The 25196-nt window shown below is 39.0% G+C and carries 24 protein-coding genes; 7 read left to right on the top strand and 17 right to left on the bottom strand.

The window, feature by feature from the left end:
- Positions 1-6: 6 nt before the first annotated feature.
- From hslU to TSP02S_RS07500, 5 genes are read right to left on the bottom strand one after another with little or no spacing between them, the layout of a single operon-like run.
- On the bottom strand, positions 7-1392 hold the full coding sequence (gene hslU / locus TSP02S_RS07520; RefSeq protein ID WP_041083126.1) for an ATP-dependent protease ATPase subunit HslU: 1386 nt from the start codon (positions 1390-1392) through the stop codon (positions 7-9).
- A 12-nt stretch (positions 1393-1404) separates the two neighbouring features.
- Positions 1405-1935, bottom strand: a complete 531-nt coding sequence (gene hslV, locus TSP02S_RS07515; RefSeq protein ID WP_041083124.1) for an ATP-dependent protease subunit HslV — start codon at positions 1933-1935, stop codon at positions 1405-1407.
- 12 nt (positions 1936-1947) lie between these two features.
- A complete protein-coding gene (locus TSP02S_RS07510) occupies positions 1948-5052 on the bottom strand; it encodes an O-antigen ligase family protein (RefSeq protein WP_052465381.1) in 3105 nt (1034 codons plus the stop codon).
- Positions 5045-5950: a glycosyltransferase family 4 protein gene (locus tag TSP02S_RS07505; protein ID WP_041083122.1), complete on the bottom strand. Its 906-nt coding sequence runs from the start codon at positions 5948-5950 to the stop codon at positions 5045-5047. The genes TSP02S_RS07510 and TSP02S_RS07505 overlap by 8 nt, the downstream gene beginning before the upstream one ends.
- Complete coding sequence (locus TSP02S_RS07500; protein WP_041083120.1) at positions 5947-6627, bottom strand: DUF554 domain-containing protein; 681 nt, start codon at positions 6625-6627, stop codon at positions 5947-5949. The genes TSP02S_RS07505 and TSP02S_RS07500 overlap by 4 nt, the downstream gene beginning before the upstream one ends.
- 40 nt (positions 6628-6667) lie before the next feature.
- On the opposite strand from TSP02S_RS07500, the gene TSP02S_RS07495 reads away from it, so the two are divergent.
- Both TSP02S_RS07495 and TSP02S_RS07490 read left to right on the top strand, forming a co-directional pair.
- Complete coding sequence (locus TSP02S_RS07495; RefSeq protein ID WP_041083119.1) at positions 6668-7435, top strand: type III pantothenate kinase; 768 nt, start codon at positions 6668-6670, stop codon at positions 7433-7435.
- A complete protein-coding gene (locus TSP02S_RS07490; RefSeq protein WP_041084252.1) occupies positions 7417-8745 on the top strand; it encodes a B12-binding domain-containing radical SAM protein in 1329 nt (442 codons plus the stop codon). The genes TSP02S_RS07495 and TSP02S_RS07490 overlap by 19 nt, the downstream gene beginning before the upstream one ends.
- A gap of 1 nt (position 8746) precedes the next feature.
- Here the strand turns inward: TSP02S_RS07490 and TSP02S_RS07485 are convergent, their stop codons facing one another.
- On the bottom strand, positions 8747-9754 hold the full coding sequence (locus tag TSP02S_RS07485; RefSeq protein WP_041083118.1) for an SIS domain-containing protein: 1008 nt from the start codon (positions 9752-9754) through the stop codon (positions 8747-8749).
- 122 nt (positions 9755-9876) lie between these two features.
- Between TSP02S_RS07485 and infB the strand changes: the two genes are divergently transcribed.
- Positions 9877-11904, top strand: coding sequence for a translation initiation factor IF-2 (gene infB, locus TSP02S_RS07480; protein WP_041083116.1), 2028 nt, complete (start codon positions 9877-9879; stop codon positions 11902-11904).
- Here infB and TSP02S_RS07475 read toward each other — a convergent pair.
- On the bottom strand, positions 11901-12311 hold the full coding sequence (locus tag TSP02S_RS07475; protein ID WP_041083115.1) for a Fur family transcriptional regulator: 411 nt from the start codon (positions 12309-12311) through the stop codon (positions 11901-11903). The genes infB and TSP02S_RS07475 overlap by 4 nt on opposite strands.
- Before the next feature lie 79 nt (positions 12312-12390).
- Here TSP02S_RS07475 and TSP02S_RS07470 point away from each other — a divergent pair, with 79 nt between their 5' ends.
- From TSP02S_RS07470 to glyA, 4 genes are read left to right on the top strand one after another with little or no spacing between them, the layout of a single operon-like run.
- Positions 12391-13020, top strand: coding sequence for an N-glycosylase/DNA lyase (locus TSP02S_RS07470; RefSeq protein ID WP_269763788.1), 630 nt, complete (start codon positions 12391-12393; stop codon positions 13018-13020).
- Between the two features lie 12 nt (positions 13021-13032).
- A complete protein-coding gene (gltX, locus tag TSP02S_RS07465; RefSeq protein WP_041083111.1) occupies positions 13033-14448 on the top strand; it encodes a glutamate--tRNA ligase in 1416 nt (471 codons plus the stop codon).
- 2 nt (positions 14449-14450) lie between these two features.
- On the top strand, positions 14451-15845 hold the full coding sequence (cysS, locus tag TSP02S_RS07460) for a cysteine--tRNA ligase (protein WP_041083109.1): 1395 nt from the start codon (positions 14451-14453) through the stop codon (positions 15843-15845).
- A 3-nt stretch (positions 15846-15848) separates the two neighbouring features.
- The gene (glyA, locus tag TSP02S_RS07455) at positions 15849-17123 is read left to right on the top strand and encodes a serine hydroxymethyltransferase (protein WP_041084250.1); all 1275 of its coding nucleotides are present in this window, start codon (positions 15849-15851) and stop codon (positions 17121-17123) included.
- Between the two features lie 44 nt (positions 17124-17167).
- Here the strand turns inward: glyA and hisS are convergent, their stop codons facing one another.
- From hisS to TSP02S_RS07405, 10 genes are all read right to left on the bottom strand, one after another.
- Positions 17168-18442, bottom strand: a complete 1275-nt coding sequence (gene hisS, locus TSP02S_RS07450) for a histidine--tRNA ligase (protein WP_041083108.1) — start codon at positions 18440-18442, stop codon at positions 17168-17170.
- Between the two features lie 20 nt (positions 18443-18462).
- Positions 18463-20007, bottom strand: coding sequence for a radical SAM protein (locus tag TSP02S_RS07445; RefSeq protein ID WP_232503684.1), 1545 nt, complete (start codon positions 20005-20007; stop codon positions 18463-18465).
- A 105-nt stretch (positions 20008-20112) separates the two neighbouring features.
- Complete coding sequence (locus TSP02S_RS07440) at positions 20113-20925, bottom strand: hypothetical protein (RefSeq protein WP_041084248.1); 813 nt, start codon at positions 20923-20925, stop codon at positions 20113-20115.
- 24 nt (positions 20926-20949) lie between these two features.
- Complete coding sequence (locus tag TSP02S_RS07435) at positions 20950-21303, bottom strand: hypothetical protein (protein ID WP_041083105.1); 354 nt, start codon at positions 21301-21303, stop codon at positions 20950-20952.
- Positions 21300-21854 (bottom strand): RNA polymerase sigma factor, encoded by a 555-nt coding sequence (locus TSP02S_RS07430; protein ID WP_041083104.1) that lies wholly within the window; start codon positions 21852-21854, stop codon positions 21300-21302. The genes TSP02S_RS07435 and TSP02S_RS07430 overlap by 4 nt, the downstream gene beginning before the upstream one ends.
- Positions 21855-21894: 40 nt before the next feature.
- The gene (locus TSP02S_RS07425; RefSeq protein ID WP_232503683.1) at positions 21895-22368 is read right to left on the bottom strand and encodes a DUF501 domain-containing protein; all 474 of its coding nucleotides are present in this window, start codon (positions 22366-22368) and stop codon (positions 21895-21897) included.
- Positions 22362-23168, bottom strand: a complete 807-nt coding sequence (locus tag TSP02S_RS07420; RefSeq protein ID WP_052465380.1) for a 50S ribosomal protein L11 methyltransferase — start codon at positions 23166-23168, stop codon at positions 22362-22364. Before TSP02S_RS07420 ends, TSP02S_RS07425 begins: the two co-directional genes overlap by 7 nt.
- A gap of 12 nt (positions 23169-23180) precedes the next feature.
- Positions 23181-24044, bottom strand: a complete 864-nt coding sequence (speE, locus tag TSP02S_RS07415) for a polyamine aminopropyltransferase (protein ID WP_041083102.1) — start codon at positions 24042-24044, stop codon at positions 23181-23183.
- On the bottom strand, positions 24037-24450 hold the full coding sequence (speD, locus tag TSP02S_RS07410; protein ID WP_041083100.1) for an adenosylmethionine decarboxylase: 414 nt from the start codon (positions 24448-24450) through the stop codon (positions 24037-24039). Before speD ends, speE begins: the two co-directional genes overlap by 8 nt.
- A gap of 16 nt (positions 24451-24466) precedes the next feature.
- Positions 24467-24997, bottom strand: coding sequence for a helix-turn-helix domain-containing protein (locus TSP02S_RS07405; RefSeq protein WP_041083098.1), 531 nt, complete (start codon positions 24995-24997; stop codon positions 24467-24469).
- Between the last annotated feature and the right edge of the window lie 199 nt (positions 24998-25196).

The following is a 25196-nucleotide window of genomic DNA, read 5'->3' as shown; positions in this document are numbered from 1 at the left end:
CACCTCTCAGAGTATGTAAGAACTCACATCTTCATCTGCAATTATAGATGCGAGTTTTTCTCTGACGTATTTGGCATCAATGATGACTTTCTTATCTGGTAAATCTGGCGCTTCATATGCAATATCTTCAAGTATCTTTTCGACCACGGTGTACAGTCTTCGTGCACCTATATTTTCGAGTTTTTGGTTCAAATCGTACGCAACCCTTGCGATTTCTTCTACGCCATCTTGAGTGAAAGTCAATTCCACGCCTTCCGCTGATAGTAACGCTTGATATTGCTTGGTTATAGCGTTCTCTGGCTCGGTCAGAATTCTGATGAAATCTTGACGGGTAAGCGAAGTCAACTCAACTCTTATGGGAAAACGACCTTGAAGCTCTGGTATAAGGTCAGAGGGTTTACTCATATGAAAAGCACCAGAACCAATGAAAAGGATATAATCTGTCTTCACTGGTCCGTATTTTGTCATTATCGTTGTACCTTCAACGATCGGGAGTAAATCTCTTTGTACTCCCTGCCTGGACACATCTGGTCCAGCACCAGCAGATTTGACCGCGATCTTATCCAATTCATCTATGAAGATAATTCCACGATTCTGCGCTCTGTCGATTGCCTCCTGAGTTGTCTTGTCCATGTCTATTAATTTCTCAGCTTCGATCGGTAACAAAACCTTTCGCGCCTCTGAAACCGTCATTCTTTTCTTTTGCTTGGTTTTTGGCATGAGATTACCCAACATACTACCAAGATCGATCCCAAGATCCTCTAATTCTCCTTGCCCTAAAACTCCCATGAACGGCGTGATCTCTCTTTCGATCTCTATTTCTATCAATTCATCTTCTAACTCACCATTTCGAAGTCTTTGACGCATCTCCTCACGCTTTTGCCTTAGAGTTCTTCTCTCTTCGGGCGATGGTTGTTGTTGCTGTGGGTTACTGAATATTCCCATCAAACTTATACCTTGGGGTTTTCTCGTCTCAGGGACAAGAGCATCGAGTATCCTTTCTTCAACCATCGACTCTGCCTTCTCCTTGACCTGCTCCATTTTTTCTTTTTTCACCATATTTACACTTATCTCAACCAAATCTCTTATCATTGAATCGACATTCTTACCAACATAACCTACTTCTGTGAAACGTGTTGCTTCGACCTTCAAGAAAGGTGATCCAGAAAGTTGCGCTAATCTTCGTGCAATCTCTGTTTTACCAACACCGGTCGGTCCTATCATCAAAATATTTTTTGGTAAGACTTCCTTTTGCCAATTTTCTGGCAATTTCTGTCTGCGAATCCTATTTCTTATCGCTATTGCAACGGCCTTCTTAGCCTGTTGTTGTCCTATTATGTATCTATCAAGTTCTTTAACGATTTGTTTTGGTGTCAATTCATCGAAGTTCATCTTATCACTCCCTTATATTTCCTCAATAGTTATATTTTTATTCGTGTAAATACATATCTCACTGGCTATTTCCATAGATTTTTCAACGATAGTTCGTGCATCCAAATTTGTGTTTCTCACTAACGCCCTTGCAGCAGCTATTGCATATGGTGCTCCCGAACCAATCGCAGCGACGTTGTCATCTGGTTGAACAACTTCACCAGTTCCGGAGATGATAAGTACATTACTCTTATCGGCTACTAAGAGAAGTGCCTCCAGTCTTCTTAAGACTCTATCAGTTCTCCAATCTTTAGCGAGCTCAACTGCCGCCTTTGTTAAATTACCACCCCATTCTCTGAGTTTTGATTCAAATCTATCAAACAGCGCCATTGCATCTGCAACAGAACCGGCAAAACCTGCCAAGATCTGTCCATCGCCTATTTTTCTGATCTTTTTTGCTCCATGCTTCATTATAGTATTACCATAAGTCACTTGTCCATCACCGGCCATCACTGTTTTACCATCTTTTGAAACAACGAGCACGGTTGTTCCTTTCCATATCATTTCTATCACCTCCTATTTCACCATGGCAAAATCCCTTTGTTTTGCTGACAACATTTTATAAAATTCCAGGAAGCGGATTTCTCTTTCCCACAATAATAGCTCGTCAGGTAAATCTACTACCCTCACCGAAACTTTGTTCAAGACCTGCGAGGCTTTATTTTGGTCTTTCAAAGAGAGATTGATCAAGTTGCGAATCTCATTCAATAAAACATTTGACAAGCTCTTACTTATTGTGAATTTTTGATTCCATTTCTTATCATAAACAAGAGAATTGAGCTCTGCTCTAACTATCGCTTCCCAATCGATATTTTTCAGATAACTCTGAATCTGTGGAATAAAACTCTTAACCATTTCACTCATGGTTTGGATTTTCTCCATGGCAACATCATTTTCAGCAAGTGCATCTGATAATTCATTCAAAATAATGTTCAGATAATTCTCAACGGCTAAATCTGTATTGAGTCTTTTTATATCTCTTTGAATCCTTTCGTATGCAGGTTGGTACATTTTTATCATCTTTTCATACAGATTTTTTGCTTTGTCTGGATCCGTTTTCTCCAACTCTGCTGCCGCCACCCAGATATATTCTGGCACACCGTCTGGGACTGCCCAAATGCCTTTTGAAGCCATTCCTTCACAAGCCCATGCCTCTTCTTGAGCTATATATTGCAGCAAATCCAAAACCCAGCTACTTGTCACTGAATCAATTGAGACCGATAAAGTTGCTATCATTCTGTATATATCCTCCCCCGATATAGCCCTCCATAGATCTATGTTTTTCCAGTCGGGGAACCTGTTCCAACCACCTGGTAATTTCTCCACAGTTGCCTTCGAGTACTTGATAAATTCATCTATATACTCATTTCTCAATTTCTTGAACTCGTCAATCGCACTCGCAACGATTTTGTCGTTTGCTTCATTCTGTAGTTCATTGATCAATTGATTTATGGCATCACACAAAGATTGATACCTCGCAACCAGACCTTTATACGTATTTCGTTCATTGAATGAAAGCAGCGAAGTTTTAAAGAGTCCACAGGAATCAATAATCGATTGCATCGTCGCAATGTCTCTGATCAGTCCAGGCTTCATTTCCATCAATGGGATGACGAATAGGAGATCAGAACTTTTGTATTGGTTTACTATGCACTTTTGGTAGTTGTCGTATTCTTGTTTTAACACTGAATAATCCTTTTTCGAAAGAGCAGTTGCAACCTCCGAAATTCTGATCGGTCTAAGACAGAGCGATGCAAGATAAAAATGTGCCTTACCGTACACATGATTTAGCTCCAGTGCCCTTACTAAATTTTCTCTTGCTTTTTGTGTGTACGTTTTTTCAAGTTCTTCGGCCTTTTTCAAATTGTTCTGAATATTTGCCAAATTTTTCTGAAGTTCAGCCCTTATAGCAGAAATTTGATTTATTCGTTGTTTCTCGAGATCCACGCCAGAGAGATTGGATTGCTTGTAATTTTCAGGCTTGAGATATGCGAAATCGCCCGTTAGATTATTCAACTCTTCGAGCTTTTGTAAATAGACCTTCTCGTATTGTTGGAAGGTGGATTTATCGTTAGAAATCCCAATTAGACCGTTGTAATAGTTATTACCATTCTTGAAATATACTTCGCTTATAAAGTAATTCCACTTGAGATAAGTTGAACTGATTAGCGTAATCAGTGAGAAAATGACAAAAAAGGACAGTCCAAAACCTTTCAAATGAATCTCACGAGCGAGAATTTTCTTCTGATTGAAATAAACCCCAGTTGCAGTCGCTGCTAAAAACAGTGCGAGCAGGGAATTGGGTAAAAGATGGCCAGGAAAACTGAAGAAACTTTGAACCATAAACGCGATAAAGGCACAAGCCAGTGAAAGAAACAACAACAAGTCGTCTTTGTCTTGAACTGTTTTCAAATATTTAAAGGCATAAATAATCAATGCACAAGCCAACAAAACTACAGTAGCAAGACCAATGATTCCTGTTTCACCAAGAACTTGAAAATAATCATTATGTGTCCTTTTGAAGTTATTCCAACCATACAGTAAATTTGGGTGATCTTTCATCGCTTCCTGTAACTCGTCGATCGCCATGACTTGATATGTTCCAATGCCTGTGCCTATTATTTTGCTATCCTTCCATTGGTATATTGATCCAAGCCATGCCAGGAATCTTTCATCTCTGCTTGAGACGCTTGCCATCGCTGAAAATCTGCTTTTTACAGAAATCTTTCCGCCACCTGTGAGTGGATTGTCTGTGTTATAGACGATAAAGATCGATATAAGACCAATGAGCAATATTACCAGCAATATCTTGTTTATTTTCTTGAGTTTTGGAATATCTTTTTCAACGGCCTTATTTTCAATATTGCTTTGAGTTCTTCTGACGTAGATAAAGTAGAAAACAACGAAGATAAATGTTGAGAGAATCATTGATATATACTCAGATCTTGTTTGGCTGATGATAATGGTTGTCAGAAGCAGAAAGATAGATACCAATGAGAAAATCTTTACCATAAGCGTGTTCTTATAACTGTATTTCTTCCAACCAAAATCAAAGCTTAGAATAAAATAAACGCTCGGAATCAGAAGCATCGTCATGTAATTTGCCACAAAGATGGTATTTCCAATGGTACTTTTTATAACAGCCCTTGAATATGCTTCTCCGACAGTACCTAAGAACATACTCTTACCAGTGTAAAAATTCAAAAGTGCATCGATTGCGACAATCAATCCTGTTCCAATAAAGGTTAGAAGAAGTCGAGTGATCGATTCTTTTGTCCTGAATCTGTTTGATATATAAAGCCCAATAAAGGCAGTCAAAACAACGTATATAGCAATATCTATAGAATATCTGAAATAGAATCTATTATGAACATAAACAGATATTGTAGATAATAATGAGGCAAAAGAAAAGAGAAACCATGAGATATTTGCCATCGAGATGTAGAATTTCAATTCCTTCTGTTTGTATATTCGATAGATCAACATTAAAGATATAAGCAAGGTGAAAGTCGTCAAAATTGCATATTTTGGCACGCTGAATTCATATGTGACAAATTTGTTTGCAAAGAGCGCAACGACTATGACTGTAACATGTAATAGGATCTCCTCGACCTTACTCATATTTGTTGCCTCCTTCATCATACCAAAACATTCTCAAAAACAAGACTACCATAATTGAGCCAGCAAATACCATTAAAGCAGAAAGTCCAACGTATTTGAGAAGGGTAAAAGTAATGCTGATCACAGCCATTATGATAACCGTTTTCCGATCTTTCAACACTTTTGATCCACCTATTCTGCGCCATATCTTATCATATATGTGGTCCCTGTCGCCTTTGAAAGGAGATCTTTGAGCGATAATCCTTCTTACGATTCCACTGAAGATATCAAGAATTAAGATCCAGAATGGGAAGAAAACGTTCAAATTGAATGATGCTTTCAGGTTTGAGAATATCGTATAACTTACGATGGAGCCTATGAAATAACTCCCAGCATCTCCCATAAAAATCTTAGCAGGCGGAAAATTATATACAAGATATCCAATTAGAGATCCCACAAGAGCCCACTGCAAAGAAGAATTAGCTGAAAATATCATTCCTATAATTACAACCGTGGCACATACCCCATCCATTCCATCGATCATATTTGTAGCGTTTATCACCAAAACAAACACAAGAGTATAAAAGACACTCATAAAAAAATTCTGAGTGAAGATCAGACTCATGAACCAGCCAATTATCAATTCTATGATCAATCTCACATACCATTTGACTGGCTTGATATCATCCAATAGCCCTAAAATAAACATGATACTTGCCAATATAAATAATTTCATTTCTAATACAAAAGGTGCTACTCCTGCATAAATTGCAAGACCACCAAGATATGGAATAATCCTCTGATGAGTTTTGAGCATACCATCTGGTCTATCAACGATTTTGAATTTCTTAGCAATTATCATCACAAATGGTGTAGCAACCAGTGAAATTAAAAACGAAACGATTACTTGTGTAATCATTTGATCATCCTCGCTAAGAAATCAACAATAGGTGAGAAAATTAGAGCGGGAAGAAAGTTCCCAACTCGTATATCTTCGATTTCAAGCAGCCTTATACCTATTGCAACTACGATTAAACCACCAACGCCTGTGAAGTTTGCAAGATAGGCTTTATCTGTTAGAAAAACAAGTTGTGAAGAAAAGATCACAAGCAATCCCTGAATTAAAAGTACTGCTAAAGATGTTGTGAGAACACTTATACCATAAAGTGATGCTAAGATCACGGAGGATATGAAATCAAGAGCGGATTTTATGTAAATGAGTGTACCGTCTTTGACCAATCCGGCCCTGACAGATCCTACAATAGTCATAGGTCCCACGAGAAAAAGTGTTGTGGCGGTTACAAAACCTTTTGCAAATCTACTTGAATCTTTTGAAATCTTTCCCACAGAAGCTATTCTATCTTCGATCTTGAATAATTCACCAACCAGGACTCCTAAGGCAAGCGAGATGAGAACAACAATAAAGTTTGATGTTTCAAGACTCATCTTGATACCTATTCCGATGGTTGTCAACCCCACAGCTTGAAATAAAATCTTCCTCAACCTATCTGGAATAGACCTTCCCAGGAACATGCCAATACCTGAGCCAGTCGCAACAGCCAAACTATTCACAAGTACTGAAATGTGTATTCTCATCACCTCCTTATTAGGTTATTATATATTCGGAGGTGGAATTTTGCTTTTACTTTTCGATGTCGGAAATACACACACCGTTGCCGGTTTCACCGAAGATGGAACTAATTTTGTGAAGTGGCGATTGGCAACACACAAATTCGAGACAGAAGACGAGCTTTTTGTCATACTCAAATCTTTGCTCGATAACAATAAAATCACTTTTTCTCATATTGACTCTGTCGTAATTGCCTCAGTAGTTCCTCCTGTGAATTATATCTTTCAAAGATTTTCTGAGAAATACCTTGGAATAAAAAATCTATGGGTTGAGGCATCGGATGGGTTAGGAATAAAGTGGAATGTGAAAAACCCAACGGAAATCGGTGCAGATAGGGTGGCAAATGTGTTAGGAGCTGCAAAGATGTGTGATGACGCCATAATTTTGGATTGTGGTACTGCGATAACGATTGATGTATTGATGGCTGGTTGCTATGAAGGAGGAGCGATCCTTCCTGGATTGATGACAGCAGCTCATTCTTTATTCGAGAAAACAGCGAAACTCCCGCAGATCGATCTATATACACCCAAGAATTGTGTTGGTAAAGACACAGCAGAGAACATAAGAATTGGTATAGTGAGAGGTACTGCACATGCGTTGAACGGTCTTGTTGAAGAAGTGAAGAATTGCTTTAAGAATAAACCAACGATTTTCTTAACAGGTGGGCAGAGTAAAATCTTAGAAACACTAATTCAATGTGATTTGAAAGATGCAGATCTAACCTTGAAGGGGATGTACATCTATTGGCAAAAGAAATGTACGTCTTGCTCATAAATCCTTGGATTTATGATTTTGCCGCGTATGATTTTTGGTTAAAGCCATTGGGATTACTGTATGTCGGTGCGGCGTTGAAAAAACTTGGCTTTGAGGTTCAGTTGATAGATCTTTTAAATCGTCATGATCCAGAGTTGGCTAATTTTGTAAAACCAAAACCAGATAAGAAATTTGGTACCGGGAAGTTTCACAGTTTTCAAGTGGAAAAAAACGATTTATTGAGAAATATCCCGCGCAGGTATAAATGTTACGGTGCACCTGTGGAATATCTTCTGTCTAAGTTGAGTAAAGTAGGTAAACCAAGGGCAGTTTTTGTGACTTCATCATTGACTTATTGGTGGCCAGGTGTTGCGCACACGATATCCTATGTCAAACAAGTGATGCCCGATGTTCCCGTCGTTCTCGGTGGTCTTTATGCAAGACTCTATCCAGAGCATGCCAAGAAAAATACCAAAGCAGACTACGTCTTCAGTGATGAGTTATCTAAGATCGGCGATCTAATCAACTCTGTTTTATGTGAAACTGTTAATTTCGATGCAGAAAATTGGTTTGAAATCTTAGACCCAGCATATGAACTGTATGAGAAAGTTGGATATCTTGTGTTCCTGACATCTCTCGGCTGCCCATACAGATGTACTTACTGTATCTCGCCAAAACTGTGGAAAAGATTTATTCAAAAAGACCCACAAAAGGTTCTTGAAGCTATTGAGAAGTTTCTCGATCTTTTCAAAGTGAAAGATGTTGTGTTTTTCGACGATGCAATACTGATAAATAGAGAGAGTCATTTCAAACCCTTGTTGAGATTACTCATCAAGAAGAATTTCGGTGTGAATTATCACTTACCCAATGGAATACATGCAAGACTTGTGGACGAGGAACTTGCTATACTCATGAGAGAAGCAGGCTTTAAAACCATCAAGCTCGGTTATGAAACAGCAGGTAAATTGCAAGAACTCACTGGTGGAAAAGTCTATGACCAGGACTTGGTTAAAGCCGCACGAATTTTGACAAAAGCAGGTTTCACTGATCAAGAAGTGCAGGCTTATATAATGATCAATATGCCTTTTCAAGGAATCGAGGATGTATTGAAAGCAATAGAAGTATGTAAAAACGAGGGGATTTCTGTATCTGTAAACGAGTACACACCAATTCCTGGTTCACAGGATTGGTATGTACTCGTATCGAATGGATTTTTGGATGAACATATCGATCCTGTTCTTTTGAACAACACGGTATTACCATATTGGTTCAAAGCTGGTATGAATGCCGAAACTGTTCAGATGATAAAAAACTTGGTACACAGGAAATAATTCACTCCTTTTTGGTTACCTTTGACGCAATAATACCCACACCGGGTTTGTATCCTTTGTCAATCGCTATATCGTTTGCTATCTTTTGGAAGATTACTATTACTGGTATTGAAGATAATTCTTCGGCGAGCCCTTCTTTGAGTACGATAGACTTCTCATTTACAATACCTTGATTTGTAATACACCAGACATCTTCATAGGTAGAGAGGTCAGCCAGAAGATCCAAGGCAAGACTGATTGTCTTTCCTTGTAAAGCAACAAGGCATATCAACGGATTTGTCACCATGAGTTCCATTGGACCATGTCTGAAACCTGCACCACTGTAGACAACGCAATTCATTTTTGAAATCTCCGCAAGTGTCAGTTGAGCCATTCTGAGTATGGGTACACTGAATCCTCTCCCAACCAGGATTGGATTTTTTTTCTCAATCAAACTTCTGGTTAATGAATCGACATTTATTGTGAGTGTGTTTTCGACATGGTCTGCCAATTTTTCAAGATCAAGTTCTTCTCCAGTCCATTTTGATGAAATTAATAATAGAGTCAGTATCGTATTGACAAAGGTTTTGGACGATCCCATGGCTTTTTCTGTACCAGCGAAAATGGGAAAGACCCTCGAGTCTCCAAAAATCCTGGCATTGAAACTTTGAGGGTTGTTCGTAACAAGTACACAATTTTCCAGTTTTCCCGAGAATATATCGATGAATCTGGTTAGTTCAGCTGTCTCACCAGATTGACTAACCAAGAAGACAGTGTCATATTTTTGGAGTAATTTTTCATTGTCATACCATATAAACTCAGACAGTTCTCTACATTGAGCATCGATTCCAAAAGAACGCAGATATATCGCTGCATACAAAGACGCGTAATAAGAAGCTCCCATTCCAAGAAATAGTACTCTTTCATGGTTCAATTTTACTGCCTTTTTTTCCAAATCTTTCTTCTGATTTAGAAGATTTCTAATAGCCTTAGGTTGTTCAAGAACATCTTCAAGAAAAATCGACGTCATTTGTCAAAACCTCCTTTGTAGTAGTCGATTAAGTTTATAGCACAAGATTTTAAAAACTGTTCAGACAAAAGGCAAACAAATCGTGTAAAATACACAAAGGGTACTAAAAGGAGTGTGAAAGTATGCCAAGACTCAGAGTTTATGAACTTGCCAAGAAATTGAATATGCCTACAAAAGAACTACTCCAAGAGCTTGAAGAACTTGGATTGGATGTCAAGAACCATATGAGCTACATAGATGAGGAAACTGTTAGTTTGATCCTTGAAATATTTGAAGAAGAAGAAACATCAGTAAGAGCAAAGATGGGAAAACCTAAGAAGGAGAAAGAAAAAGAAGAGGAAGAAGAACTTTCTCAGGAAGTGTTCGTTAATCCTGAAGAGATGCAACTCAATACCTTTGCCGTGAAAATAGGTGTTCCTTTGAATAAAATCATACAAGATATGTTCAGCAAGGGTGTGGCACTTAAGCCAATGCAGCAGTTGGATGAGAAATTAGCAAAAGAGATTGCGAGAATGTATGGGTATCGACTGAAATTTCAGCAACAATCGTTTCAAACGGGACAAGAAGAGTTGACAGAAAACGAACTCGAGAAACTCGAGAGGTATTTCGAAACACTTTACACAGTTCATAGAAATGAATTGGTAATCCGCCCGCCTGTCGTTACAGTCATGGGACATGTTGATCACGGTAAAACAACACTTTTGGACAAAATCAGAAAAACGAGGATTGCAGAACAAGAAATTGGAGGCATCACACAGTCAATAGGAGCTTATCAGGTTACTCACAATGGAAAAAAGATCACATTCATTGATACTCCTGGACATGAACTTTTCACTGAAATGCGTGCCAAAGGTGTTCAAGCAACAGACATAGTTGTTCTCGTTGTTGCTGCAGATGATGGAGTCATGCCTCAAACGATTGAGGCATATAACCACGCAAAGACTGCAAATGTACCCGTCATTGTGGCAATCAATAAAATCGACAAACCAAATGCAAATGTTGAACTAACCAAGCGCCAATTGGTGGATAAATTGAATCTTGTTCCAGAAGATTGGGGTGGCGACACGATAGTGGTACCCATCTCAGCTCGCACTGGAGTTGGTATTGATGAATTACTCGAGATGATTCTATTACTCTCTGAGATGAAGGAGATAAAATGTTATCCTAAGGGTCCGGCAAGATGCGTCATTATTGAATCAAAACTCGACAGAGCACTTGGTCCAGTGGCGAATGTCATAGTGAAAGACGGAATACTAAGGATAGGAGATTACTTAGTTTCAGGACCAGCTTATTGTAAAGTCAGGACACTTATCGATGACAAAGGAAGATCAATAAAAAGTGCAGAACCGTCTCAACCAGTTATGATCGTGGGATTTGAGGAAGTTCCAGATATACGATACATGGTGTATGCTGTTCAGGATCTTGAAACTGCTCGTATCGTCACTCAACAGTTGAAAGAAAGACTCGATCGGGATAGAGCAGCCAAAAGAAAAGTGAGATTAGAAGAATTACTGAAAATGATGGAAGAATCTGACAAAAAAGAGCTCAACATTGTTCTCAAAACCGATACCTTTGGTTCTTTAAGTGCTGTGCAAAATGCCATTAATTCAATAAAAAGTGAAGAAATCGAGGTCAAGGTTGTACATTCATCGGTTGGCACGATTAACAACAGTGATGTTATGTTGGCATCGGCAAGCAACGGAATAATAATCGGCTTTAGAGTTAAAGTAGATCCACAAGCCAGAAAAGCAGCGGAAAATGAAGGTGTACAGATAAAAACTTATGAGATCATCTACGACCTACTTGATAATCTGAAACTCGCCCTTGAAGGCATGTTGAAACCACAGGTTGTCGAAGAACTCATTGGTCGCGGTGAGATCAAGAAAGTTTTTGAGATCAAAAAAGTAGGCAAGATCGCTGGAGTGCAACTTCTCGATGGATTTGTGGACAAAAACTGCGTTGTGAAAATCTACAGGAATGGTAACTTCGTCTCAAATGATGAAATAGAAAGTCTCAAACATTACAAGCAAGATGTTGACAGAGTTGACGCTCCTCAGGAATGTGGAATCAAGCTGAAGACTAATTTGGAAATCAAAGAAGGTGATGAGTTGGAATTCTATCAAAAGGTACAGATTCAGAGAAAACTCTAACTTTTGCGCTGAAGGTAATCATCACACTGAGAGCAGATTCCATATACAATCAATTCTGTTCTGTGGATTTTACCAGGTGCATTGACTGTTACTCTGTAATTTATGTCATAAACATTGCCACAGATTTTGCAAACAAAGTGTCCGTGGTCTGATGTGTCTATGTCATATATTGTTGTAGTTTCGCTGATAGATATTTTCTTTATCTGCCCCATTTCTTCCAATGTGTGTAATGTGTTATACACAGTTGTGAATGAAACACTACCAACTTTTGATAGAACATGCTCGTATATTTGCTGAGCTGTAGGATGAATTCTATTGTTTTGCAAAAATCTGAGTATCTCAACTCTCTGAGGTGTGATTTTTAATCCATGGTTCTTCAAGAGCTCGACTATCTGATTCACTGACATTGATCTACCTCCAGTTCTTTTTCAATTTATTATAACACTATTCCTATGATGATTTGATTTATAATTAATTTGGGAGGAGATTGAATTTTCGCTTTTACAAGATTTGATGCATATAAAAGAACAAGCACGAGAATTCGTTGAAGAAAGGTTCAGAGAGTTCAAGTGGCTTGGTGAGAATGGCTCAGAGGAAGATTTATTTAGCGAATTATGCTTTTGTGTCCTAACTGCCAACTGGAGTGCACAAGGAGGAATCAAAGCACAACGGTCAATAGGAACTGAAGGGTTTCTGAATTTATCGGAAGATGATCTTGAAGCATCTCTTGTAGCGATAGGACACAGGTACCCAAAGGCAAGGGCATCGTATATAGTAAGAAATCGTAGCTTGATTGGTAAATTACGATCGCTTATCAACATGAATCCATTTACCGCAAGAGAATGGCTGGTTAGGAATGCGATTGGAATAGGATTCAAAGAAGCGAGTCATTTCTTGAGAAATGTAGGTGTAGAAGAACTTGCCATTTTGGACAGACACGTTCTCTCAATTATGAACAGGTATAAAATCATAGACCAAATACCAAAATCACTTACAAAATCACGCTATCTGAACTATGAAGAACGATTACGAGAATTTGCCGATCAATTTGGTGAGTCACTGGGAAAATTAGATCTGTATTTGTGGTACTTTATAAAAGGCAAGGTAGAAAAATAGGAGGTGTGACAATTGGTCAGAGTAAGATTTGCTCCCAGTCCCACGGGTTATTTACACGTTGGAGGTGCAAGGACGGCTTTATTTAATTATTTGTTTGCTCGGCATCACGGAGGAAAATTCATCCTGAGAATAGAAGACACCGACATAGCACGTTCTGAAAAAATATTCGAGGAAAATTTAATGAAGACTTTGCGATGGCTTGGTTTAAATTGGGACGAAGGACCAGATATCGGCGGCCCTTTTGGACCTTACAGACAAAGTGAGAGATTGCACATATACAGAGAATATGCGCAAAAACTTGTTTCTCTTGGAAAGGCTTACGAAGTCTATGCTTATCCTGAGGAAATAGAAAAGATTCGAGAACAACTCCTATCACAAGACGAGGCACCACATTACACAAGAGAACTTTTCGAATCATTTGCGACAAGTGAACGCAAGAAAGAATATGAACAAAAAGGTCTTAAACCGGCTATTTATTTCTCGATGCCAAGAAAGACGATAATTCATGAAGATCTGGTAAAAGGAACTGTTGTATTCTCGGAAGGATCAGTGGGAGATTTCGCTATTCTCAGGAGTAATGGTGTTCCAACGTACAATTTTGCATGTGTTGTCGATGATATGCTCATGCAGATTACTCATGTCATACGGGGTGATGATCATTTACCCAATACAGTGAAACAACTTGCCATGTATGAAGCTTTTGGTACAACTCCACCGAGAATAGGTCATGTGTCGACTATTCTTGGACCCGATGGAAAAAAGTTGAGCAAGAGGCACGGTGCCACCTCAATAGAAGAATTCAAAGCACAAGGATATCTTCCAGAGGCAGTTGTGAATTACCTTGCACTCCTTGGATGGTCATCTCCAGATGCGAAAGAGATCATGCCAATGGACGAAATGATAGCGAAATTCTCAATAGATAGACTCAGCAAGAATCCAGCCATCTTTGATCCTGTGAAACTCAATTGGATGAATGGACATTACATAAGAACGATTGACCAAGAACAACTGATTCAGTTGATCTCTCCTTTTCTCAAAGATTGGAACTTTGTTCCGAAGAATTCCAAATGGCTTATGGAAGTCTTGCAAGTAGTCAAAGACAGGATGCACACCTTGAAGGATTTCCAAATAATAGCAGACTTTTTCTTCATCAGGCCAAAGGTGAGAGTGTCGGTAGATCAAAGTGTGAAAGAAGCTCTCATGGCATGTTCAGAAAAACTGGAAAGCTCATCAGACTGCGATAAGAATTGTATTGTAGATCTTATTAGATCAGTTGTGAAGGGACGGAAATTAAACGCGAAAGAATTCTACACTACTTTGAGGTATTTATTAACTGGTAAGAATGAAGGACCAGAGCTCGTAGATGTTGTTTATCTCTTGGGTACAAATGAAACCGCAGCGAGAATCAAGGTAGGTTTGGAGGGGTAACTGTGTATATACGAAACACACTTTCTGGGATATTGGAAGAATTTTCACCAAAGGACCCCGGTGTCGTTAGAATGTATGTCTGCGGTCCAACTGTTTATGGTTTGATACACGTTGGTAATGCAAGACCTATGGTAGTCTTTGATGCCTTGAGGCGTTATCTCGAATACAGAGGATATCGTGTTATCATGGTTCAGAATTTTACCGACATAGATGATAAGATCATTATTCGTGCGAATGAACTTGGTGTTTCTTTTGAAGATGTTGCGGAAAGTTTCATATCTGAATATTGGCGCGATGCAATCGCGCTTGGTGTTAGAGCTCCGAATTTCGCTCCAAAAACTTCAGACTTCATTCAGGAAATAATTTCTTCCATCGAAGATCTGATCAAAAAAGGACATGCATATGTTGTCGAAGGCGATGTGTATTTCGATGTTAAAAGTTTTCCAAAATATGGAGAACTGTCTCATAGATCACTTGACGACATGATTGCGGGTGCAAGGGTTGAGGTGAATGAAAAAAAGCGTAATCCTTTGGATTTCGCACTTTGGAAATCGGCAAAACCTAACGAACCTGCATGGCAAAGCCCATGGGGTTTGGGAAGACCGGGATGGCACATAGAATGTACCATCATGTCCACCAAACTCCTTGGTTCGACACTTGATATACACGCCGGTGGAGAAGATTTGATATTTCCCCACCATGAAAATGAAAAGGCACAGAGTGAGGCTTTAACTGGTCAACCATTTGTCAAGTATTGGATGCACAATGGAATGATTAGATTCTCAGGTGACAAAATGAGTAAATCGATCGGCAATATTTTCTTGTTGCGTGAAGCCATAAAAACCTTTGGCGCAGATGCATTGAAGCTGTTTTTTCTTTCAAAACATTACAGAAGTCCAATAGATTTTTCCAAGGAAGCAATTACGAGCACCATGAAAGCCGTGAGACGTGCAATAGAAACTTTCAATAGATTCGAATCGAAAGTTACACAACCTTCCTTGGTGAAAAGTGATGCGTGGATTGAAGAAAAAAGATCGGTCTTCTGTGATGCGTTAGATGATGATTTCAATACACCAAAAGTCATTGCGTTGATCTTTGATTTGATAAACGAGTTGAACAAAGCAATGGACGAAGGTAATGATGAGATTGCTTCAAAGATATATCATTTGTTACGAAGAGAATTTTGTCCCGTTTTGGGATTGTTTGAATTGCCTCCTCAATCGATGAACAGTTCAATTGATGAGATCCTTCGGATAGTCATTGACGTGCGAAGTGATTTGAGATCACGAAAACTCTATGATTTAGCAGATAAAATTCGTTTCAAACTCAAAGAAATTGGAATTGAGTTGAAGGACAAACCAGATGGGACAGATTACAGCTTCACTGGGGAGGTGTGAGTGGTGTGGGAACATCTAAAAATTACTGATCCAGATGTTTACGAGGCCATAGTGGGTGAATTGAGAAGGGAAGAATACGGCATAGAGCTGATAGCTTCCGAGAATTTTGCTTCCGTTGCCGTTATGGAAGCAATGGGAAGTGTCTTGACAAATAAATACGCAGAAGGATACCCTTCAAAGCGCTACTATGGTGGTTGTGAATGGGTTGATAAAGTCGAAGAACTTGCCAGAGAAAGGGCAAAACAATTATTCAAAGTTCAGTATGCAAATGTCCAACCGCATTCTGGTTCTCAGGCAAATATGGCTGCTTACCTTTCGGTGGCTGAAGCAGGAGATTTACTGATGGGGATGAGTTTATCACATGGTGGACACTTGACACATGGTGCCGGTGTGAACTTTTCTGGGAAATTGTTCAGGGCAATTCAATATGGTGTGGACCCAAAAACAGAGATGATAGATTATGATCAAGTTAGAAAAATTGCACTTGAATATAAACCTAAAATCATTGTAGCTGGAGGCAGTGCGTATTCAAGAATAATAGATTTTAAAAGATTTCGCGAGATAGCCGACGAAGTTGGTGCATATCTTGTGGTTGACATGGCTCATTTTGCTGGATTAGTTGCTGCTGGTATCTACCCAAATCCCTGTGAATATGCGCACATAGTTACTTCGACTACTCACAAAACACTCAGAGGTCCACGTGGTGGTTTAATTCTCACCAATGACCCAGAGATCTACAAGGCGATAAACAAGACGGTCTTCCCGGGCACGCAAGGTGGACCATTGATGCACGTCATAGCGGCAAAGGCAGTGTGTTTTAGAGAAGCAATGACTCCTGATTTTATAGAGTACCAAAAGCAGGTAGTCGCGAATGCGAAAACGATGGCTGAAGAATTGTCCAGATTGGGATTGAGGATTGTATCAGGTGGTACTGACACGCATTTGATGCTTGTGGATCTGACCCCACTGAATGTAACAGGAAAAGCCGCTGAAAGAGCACTTGAGAACTGTGGTATCACAGTCAATAAGAACACCATTCCCAATGAAACTCGTTCGCCTTTTGTGGCAAGCGGTATTAGAATTGGCACACCTGCTGTCACCACCAGAGGCATGAAAGAAAAGGAAATGAAACAAATAGCAAATTTGATTCTCACAGTTCTCAGAAATATAGCTGACGAAGAAGGTAATGTCCCAGATTCTGTGCAAAAAGAAGTCTACGCTGCCGTTAAAGATCTATGTGAACGCTTTCCTTTGTATAACAAAAAAATTTCGTTCTAAATTATAGAGGGCGTATCGATTGTATACGCCCTCTTTTATTCACTCTAATTTTTGAGCTTTTTATTTCTCAGGATATCTGACACATAATCCACGGCATATTCAAACTCTACTTCCGATTGGGTTTGATCCAACAGGTCTTTAATCTGTACTGTGTTTTTCAAAAGTTCCTCATCGCCTATTATGATGGCAGTGATGGCATTTAATCTGTTTGCATGTTTGAGTTGTACTTTAATTGGCCTCAAATTGACATCGGTGATAACATTTATTTCACGTTTTCTCAAAGAGTCTGAGATTTCAAAAGCTTTGATGACGGCTTGTTCATTCAGTGGAATTACATAAACATCACAGTATGAATCGTGAGGTATCTGCAACTGCTCAGATCTTATAGCCAACACGAGCCTTTCAATGCCTGCGGCGAAACCAAGTGCAGGAAGATCGGTACCGCCTAATTCTTTGCATAAACCATCATACCTTCCACCGGCGAGGATTGCGCTTTGTGCACCAAGCAAGCTGTGTTTTATCTCAAAAACCGTACGCGTATAATAATCCAAACCCCTTACCAAATTTCCATCTTCTTCGAATGCGATATTCAAGCTCTTGAGAATGTGTTTGAATTTTTCATAATGTTGTTTGCATTCATCACACAAATATTCAACCGTCTTAGGTGCCTTTTGAGCTATTTCAACGTCTTTTTTGCAGTCCAATAATCTCATGATGTTAGACTGAAAACGTTTCTTACAGTCCTCACATATTTCTCCATAATGCTCAGAATAATATTCTTTCAACGCATTTTTGTATTGCACTCTACATTTTGGACAACCTATGGAATTCACATATATCTTGTAGGAATTCAATCCAAGAGAATCTAAAAATGATTTTGCAAGCTGTATAACTTCAACGTCCGCAAGTGGTTCAGCAGATCCTATTAATTCTATACCAAACTGATGAAATTGTCTAAGTCTACCAGCCTGAGGTCTTTCATATCTGAACATGGGTCCGATGTAATAAAACCTTTGTGGCAAACCATCGTTGATCATCGAATTTTCTATGAATGCCCTTATTGTTGGAGCTGTTCCTTCTGGTCTGAGTGTTAAGCTTCTACCACCCTTATCGTTGAATGTGTACATCTCTTTCTGAACGATATCTGTTTCTTCACCAACACTGCGCGTGAAAAGTTCAGTTGATTCAAAGATCGGCGTTCTTATTTCACGATATCCGAACAATTTGGAAGTCTGTGCAGCTTTACGTTCAACGAAATTCCAATAAATGATTTCCTCTCCAAAAATATCATTCGTTCCCTTAATACGCTCGTATTTCAGAACTCAACCCTCCTTGAAAATCATGATACCACAGCACCGATTTTTCTGAGCACTTGTAAGCATTCTTGATCGTTATCCAAAACCTGTGCAACTTCTTCAAAAGACCTAAAAGGTCTTGCGAGTATGATTTTCTTTGCGCGTCTTTCTCCAATTGTTGGTACATGGATAAGTTCCTCGAACGAAGCAACATTGAGATTCATTGGATATTTCACCGCGGTAATCGATCTTGGACCATGATCTAACACCACAACATCAGACACATCTGCCAACTCTCCAGCTACACCAGTCAGGACAGGGTAACTTCCAAGCTGTCTTGCGAATGTGATCTTTCCTTCCTTATATTCAGGGTATACATTTCGTAGGATACATCCAACTGGAAAAACCTTTTGGATCATCGGTAGGTCGATCTCTCTTCTTATTTTTTCCTTATAAGACCTGAAGATTTCTCTGTTCAATTTCAGTTTTTTCATCTGTGAAAATCTGTAAAGAGGTGTACCTGGCTCTATAATCACCTGCCTGATGTTGATTCTTCTCAGCAATAAATCTCTATCCAATATCAGCTTCAGCCATTTGAAGTTCTCTTTATAAGTTTGTTCTGTCTCACCGATTAAACCATATAATAGATTGACACCTGGAAGTAGCTTGGGTACACCGTCAACTCTCATTCGACCGATCTGGTTAACTATCTCGATTGCTCTAAGAACCTGTTGTGGAGAATTCATAATGTTATTCATCTTAACAACTTTTAAATCAAAACTTTCAACACCAAAAGACAAGACATCTCCTGGTGTGTTCCATTTCACCATTGTTTCTAAAATCCTTATACATTCTTTTTCATGAGTTGTTATAAAGGCAGGATTGGCATTATCATGGTGGAGAACATCTATTTTTGGACACCGTTGCCAGATCGTCTGATACAGATCTTCATAAACTTCAGGGCATGGCTTACCGTCTATGTCGAAATAGTATGCTAAAACATTTGCAGATCTTCCAAATCTAAAGGCTCTACAACCATTTTTGTACAACTCGGTAATTTCATCTACCACATCCTTTACAGGTCTGGAAGTGAGTTTTGGATAAAAGATTGGTTCCACACAAAAACTGCAGTGACTTTTTCTTTCACATCCACGTGAAAGCTCTATCTCGCATATGATGTTCGGATACCTTGGGTGTTGTTTAATTATCCATGCGCCGAGTACAGAAGCTGACCTGAGAATTTCCCAATCATTGAAGTTCTTTTGTGAGTCAAAAAGGTAATTGTACAGATCGGTGGTTATATCAGAACCAAGTACACAATCGACATCGATTTGATAGTTTGTTGCTTTTGTTCCACCTTTACGTGCTTGAAAAGAGGAAAAAGGACCAGCAAGTAAGCGACGTTTCTTTCTGCAAATTTCCGATATCTTTTTTAATTCATTGTAGGACATAGGTTCTCCACCTACGTATTTCCCTGGGACAGTTATCCCGCCTATGATCAAAATGAGGTCAAAATAGGACAATTGATCCCATAACTTCTCGCTACGGACTTGATCTATGGTGTAGTAGGTCACTTCATAATCTTTCATTGCAAGAACTCCTGCGGCGTAGCGAACGTAGTGGCTGATATAGGGCGGTACTCCAAAAGCAGCTGGCTCGTCTACATATCCGTCCAGAATTAGTGCTTTCATGGTTTATTTTTCAAGTAATTGCTTGATCTCTTTGAGAACATTATCGTCCTGAGTGATTATATATATGTAATAACCTTGACCATTGCACTGAAGCATTTTCTCATTTTGCTCTGTGTTTACGTTGACTTCCTTTGAAGAATATACCACTTTTAAAATAGTGCCTGATTTATGATTTGCCATTATTAAGATGACTTGTTCTTCACCGATTTTCAGGCGCGAGACCGTATACCAAGAAACAGTTTGCAAAATCTCTTTGATTTCATTCGGAAAATTGATGGTTGTCTCACTTGGTCGAATATTGTACTTGCTGGCAACTTCGTCGAACTTTTGTGAAAGTGGTTGTACTTCTTCATAGACTAATTCAGTTGTTATCCCTTGAAAAACCCGGATGATTTTTTCAGGATATCCCTTATCATTGATTATTGCCGTGAAAAGACCAGATGGTGAATCAACAACAACTTTGTACTTACCGTTGATTTTCTCTGTTTTTGAGATACCAACCTGTTTCAATTGTCTTATAAAGAGATCTTCCAAATCAAGGATCTCAAGTGGAGATATACGAAAATTATTTGGCTCTCCCATTATAAATGAACCAGAATGTTTTGCCCATATCAAGATCAGTGGTGATAGAACCTGCACGATTTTGTCATCAGGCCATCTGTAGACCAACTCAATCCTACTTTTATTGTTGACGCCACGCTCTGTGACAACCCGTCTTCCAAAATAAGAATTGGTCAGGAAAAGATCAATAAAAGATTGGCAGAATATAGCTACGGCATATACAACAACACAAATAAATATCAAAATTTTTCTCATTCCATCCATCGCTCCTAATGTGGCTCAGAAACCATCTCCAACCAACTTGACTAAGCTGAGATAATCAAAAACTTCACTCACAGAAGCTTGTTGACTTCTCGGTGTAACTGGGATTTTAGTTGGTAGAACATTGAACGTTATGAAAAGCAATGCAATTACAACAGATGCGGCTATTACCACTTCCGAGAACAGTTCCTTTTTCCTGTGAGCTTTTGACATCACGCGTTTTTCAAGAGCAAGGCTTGGTTTGTAATCATAGCGGGCCCTCATTACCTGCACAATGTTGTTGTACATCTTTACCTCTTGTTTTGTCTTTTCATCCAATTCTTCCTTTGCCAACTCACCATCGAGGAATTTCTGAAAATTCTCCTCGGTCATTCATTCGCCTCCTCAAGCAACTTCTTAAGCCTTTTTCTTGCGTAGTGAAGACTACTCTTGACACTTCCAATTGGTTTATCGACTATTTGACTGATCTCTTCATAACTCAACCCATCTACATCTCTGAGTTTGATCAACAATCTATCATCTGCCGATAATTTCTCTATTGCATCCATAATTTTCTCATACTCTATTTCTCCTGTTGCTTGTAAAATCGTATCAGATTCCGATACTGGATGAAGAACAGTGCTTTCTTCGTCCTCTGTAAAATCGGTAAGTACTTCATTTCTCTTCTTATATTTTGACAGATAATCTTTGCAAACATTGATCGCTATTCTATAGATCCAGGTAGACAGTTTGGAATCACCTTTGAATTTCCTAACGCCTTTGAATATCCTCAGCATGACTTCCTGAACTACATCGTCAACGTCATCTGCTCCAAGGTAAGCTCTTGCGACACTTCCTATCTTACCGGCATATTCCCTATAAAGCCATCTGTATGCCCAATCTTCGCTACGTCTAAGTCCTCTGAGGAGTTCTTCATCTTGCATCTTTTTCCTCCTATTTTGACATGAGAAAACTTTTAAAAGTTCACCTACAAATCACTTTATCACATTCAATGACACCGATTGTTTTGAATACCATTTCACCCACAGGGTTATCAACGCCTCCAAGATAATCAGCCAAATGCAAATGTAAACACTTCACTCTTCTCAGATCTTTAATTCCACCACTTCCGACTTTGCTCAATCTTTCTCTTGTAATTTCATCGTTGATCAATCTTTCTCTTCTTTTCATAACTTCTTGATGAGCTCTTAGATATCTTTCTTTGAATTCAGGATTCTGTTCGATCATGTTTTCAAGCCTAAGGATCCACCCATGTGCTTCTAAACGTGAAACTGCTTTGATTAAAAATGGACAGGTCAGCCAATACAACGTTGGAAATGGTTTTCCGTCGACTACAGGATTGCTTTCAATCAGCACTGGATAACCATAACTGCATCTTCTCACGATGTGGTTTACACCATTTGGATAACGACCTATCTGTTTTTTTATGATCAGCAAATCTTCACGGCAAATGCTTTCCAATTTTGCATTTCACCCTCAGATAGAATTTCTAAATTTTTACTTTGAAGATGGCTTCTAATGATCGATTCGTCTTTAACAGATATTCCAGATACTATTAGTATAGAACCTTTGTCGGTCACCTTGCCAATTTGATCTATCAATTTTACTATTACAGGTGTTAATATATTTGCGACCACAAGATCGTATTTGCCATCGACGTTGTTGACCAAATCAGAGAGCATTACATCTACTTTTACTTGATTTTCATGCACAAATTCCTTGGCAACATCAACGGCAACGGGATCATTATCGACAGCTACAACTTTTTCGACTCCAAGTTTTGCTGCAATGATTGCAAGTATTGCTGTGCCACAACCAACATCTAAAACATTCCGAGCGTTTTTTAGATATTGAACCAACAACTTAGCCGCGAGGATCGTCGTAGGATGATCTCCTGTACCAAAGGCTGCAGATGGCCTCATTTTGACAACAACTGCATCTTTGGCACTGAAATTGCCCTTTGGATCTATCCAAATTCCTGTGGCAATCTCAAATGGTTCAAGTTTCATGTACTTAAACCAATCATCAACTTGAGAACTCTTTTTTTCAAGGAGCTCACTGTTGGTCACTTTCAAGATGTCTTTAACAAAATTCTCATCTTCTGTATAGAGAATTACTCTTGCTCCATCTGCTTTGTACTCAACAGCATAGTTGAAAAAGTCCCTTGAGATCAGCTCTTCCTCGAGAATTTCTATACAATTGGTTGTTAAATGCCATTCGGTTGTACCTTTTAACATTAAGCCCTTCCTTTAAACGAGTTCGCGCTTGATAAAATTTGGAAGCACAAAGGCAGCTCTGTGCACTTCTTCGTTATAATATTTGAGTTCTACAGACATTCTCTGTGCATCTTCGATTCTAATATCTTTCAAAGGATCTCTTCCTTTTGAAGCAAAGATATACAACCAATACCCCGAGGGATATGTTGGCATAAATCCTTGATACACTCGAACAACTGGGAAAGCGGCACGAATTCTTTTATATGCGATCTTGAGCCATCCAAAATCATACAACGGATTTTCGGCTTCTGCTGTCATCACACCATCGTCTTTCAAGGCGTCATAACACGACTTGTAAAAATCCTGTGTAAAGAGATGTCCGCCCTCACCGGCAGTTGGATCTGTCGAATCGATTATTATGACATCAAACTGGTTTCGAATACGCTTTATATATTCTGCACCATTCTCAAAAACTAATTCTACTTTTTCGCTTTCAAGCGCGACTCCGGTTTTCAAATACTGTTTTGAGAGTTCGACCACACGTTTATCTATCTCGCATAGAACTACTCTTTCAACCTGTGGGTGTCTCAGCACTTCGCGTAGAGTTCCACCATCGCCACCACCGACGATCAAAACAGATCTCGGATTTTGATGTGAAAACATTGCAACGTGCGCGAGCATTTCATGATACATGAATTCGTCCACATCAGTTGTCATCGTGATGCCATCTAATGCGAATACTCTACCCAATGTGGGATTGTCGAAGATATCTATTCTCTGATACTGAGTTTGTTCAGAATGAATCATTCGGCTTATTCTCATTACAAGACCGACATCTCCACCGGAAAAATAATCAAAGAACCACAAGTGTTTTCCTGGAACGACTTTTTCAGACACTGTATAATCCTCCTTTCATTGCCTTATGTGGAGCTGATATTGGTATACCTATTGCTCTGTAATCGCCTCGAGTATGCTCAAAAACCTGAGTTCTCTTTGCATTGAATGCTTCTTTCAAATAATCAAAAGCTCTCCACGGATTTGTATCTTCTCCACAGGTAAATAAATCGATTGCGGCATAGCCATATTCGGGCCATGTATGAATTGTCAAGTGTGATTCAGAGATAACAACTACACCGCTCACTCCGTAGGGGAGGAACCTATGGAACGAGCTTCCAACTATTGTTGCTCCAGCAACAATAGCAGCATCTTTCATCTTTTGCTCAACGAGTACTACGTCGTCAAGTGCCTTTTGATCACAGTCATAAAACTCCGCAATCAAATGTCTTCCCAAACTTTTTTTCATTGCCAATCCCTCCCCATTAATCAATTTCTATCCATAAGACTATTGCATCTTTTTTTTTGCTTGGATTCTTCAAAAAATGTTTCTTATCGGCTCGATAATAAAAACAATCACCCTGAGACAATCTGTACCTAACGTCATCGAGCCATAGATCCACTTTACCTTGCAAGACGTAACCAAATTCATCACCTTCGTGGTAATCTTCTTCCTCTGTTTGTGCGCCTGGTTTAAGAGTTACCAAGATCGGATCTATCTTTTTCGTTTCAACATCACTCATTAAAAGCTGTGAAGCAACTCCTTCTGGTTCATCATAAACTGGTATCCTGTCTTCCTTTTTAAAAACTACTTTTCTCTCTTCTTCTGAAAAAAATGCCTTTAGATCAGTACCGAGTGCACGTAATATTTTCTCCAATGTATCTACTGATAAAGACGTCTTATTGCTTTCAAGTTGTGATATGAAACTCCTTGAAAGATCTGTACGCATCGCCAATTCCTCTTGTGTTAACCCACGAGACATCCTCAACCTTTTTACCTTTTCTCCTATATCCATGAAAAACACCTCAATTCCTTTTCCTAAGCTAACATCAGTACATTTGTCCAGTATACTGTTCACATCAAGTACACTTACGTTGTCATTATATGCATGTATTGCCGGAAAAAATACTAAGAAATTTTTAAGATTTGTTTACAACAGAGATTAAATAGATGATCTGTGCGAGTTTACCGATGCGTATTGATTCATAAACAGA

The sequence above is a fragment of the Thermotoga profunda AZM34c06 genome (genome assembly GCF_000828675.1).
GTDB classification, from domain to species: domain Bacteria; phylum Thermotogota; class Thermotogae; order Thermotogales; family DSM-5069; genus Pseudothermotoga_B; species Pseudothermotoga_B profunda.
Note: the sequence above shows the minus strand (reverse complement) of the source record. Positions and strands in the feature narration are given on the sequence as shown.

Bases quoted from the DNA above. Each gene is read 5' to 3' on its own strand.
- TSP02S_RS07510 (WP_052465381.1), bottom strand. From the start codon at position 5,052: ATGAGTAAGGTCGAGGAGATCCTATTACATGTTACAGTCATAGTCGTT.
- infB (WP_041083116.1), top strand. From the start codon at position 9,877: ATGCCAAGACTCAGAGTTTATGAACTTGCCAAGAAATTGAATATGCCT.
- TSP02S_RS07485 (WP_041083118.1), bottom strand. From the start codon at position 9,754: ATGACGTCGATTTTTCTTGAAGATGTTCTTGAACAACCTAAGGCTATT.
- TSP02S_RS07420 (WP_052465380.1), bottom strand. From the start codon at position 23,168: ATGTTAAAAGGTACAACCGAATGGCATTTAACAACCAATTGTATAGAA.
- TSP02S_RS07405 (WP_041083098.1), bottom strand. From the start codon at position 24,997: ATGGATATAGGAGAAAAGGTAAAAAGGTTGAGGATGTCTCGTGGGTTA.
- TSP02S_RS07435 (WP_041083105.1), bottom strand. From the start codon at position 21,303: ATGACCGAGGAGAATTTTCAGAAATTCCTCGATGGTGAGTTGGCAAAG.
- TSP02S_RS07430 (WP_041083104.1), bottom strand. From the start codon at position 21,854: ATGCAAGATGAAGAACTCCTCAGAGGACTTAGACGTAGCGAAGATTGG.
- speD (WP_041083100.1), bottom strand. From the start codon at position 24,450: ATGAAAAAAAGTTTGGGAAGACATTTGATTGCGGAGTTTTATGACTGT.
- TSP02S_RS07505 (WP_041083122.1), bottom strand. From the start codon at position 5,950: ATGATTACACAAGTAATCGTTTCGTTTTTAATTTCACTGGTTGCTACA.
- TSP02S_RS07475 (WP_041083115.1), bottom strand. From the start codon at position 12,311: ATGTCAGTGAATCAGATAGTCGAGCTCTTGAAGAACCATGGATTAAAA.
- hslV (WP_041083124.1), bottom strand. From the start codon at position 1,935: ATGATATGGAAAGGAACAACCGTGCTCGTTGTTTCAAAAGATGGTAAA.
- TSP02S_RS07500 (WP_041083120.1), bottom strand. From the start codon at position 6,627: ATGAGAATACACATTTCAGTACTTGTGAATAGTTTGGCTGTTGCGACT.
- TSP02S_RS07490 (WP_041084252.1), top strand. From the start codon at position 7,417: ATGTACGTCTTGCTCATAAATCCTTGGATTTATGATTTTGCCGCGTAT.
- TSP02S_RS07440 (WP_041084248.1), bottom strand. From the start codon at position 20,925: ATGAGAAAAATTTTGATATTTATTTGTGTTGTTGTATATGCCGTAGCT.
- TSP02S_RS07445 (WP_232503684.1), bottom strand. From the start codon at position 20,007: ATGAAAGATTATGAAGTGACCTACTACACCATAGATCAAGTCCGTAGC.
- hslU (WP_041083126.1), bottom strand. From the start codon at position 1,392: ATGAACTTCGATGAATTGACACCAAAACAAATCGTTAAAGAACTTGAT.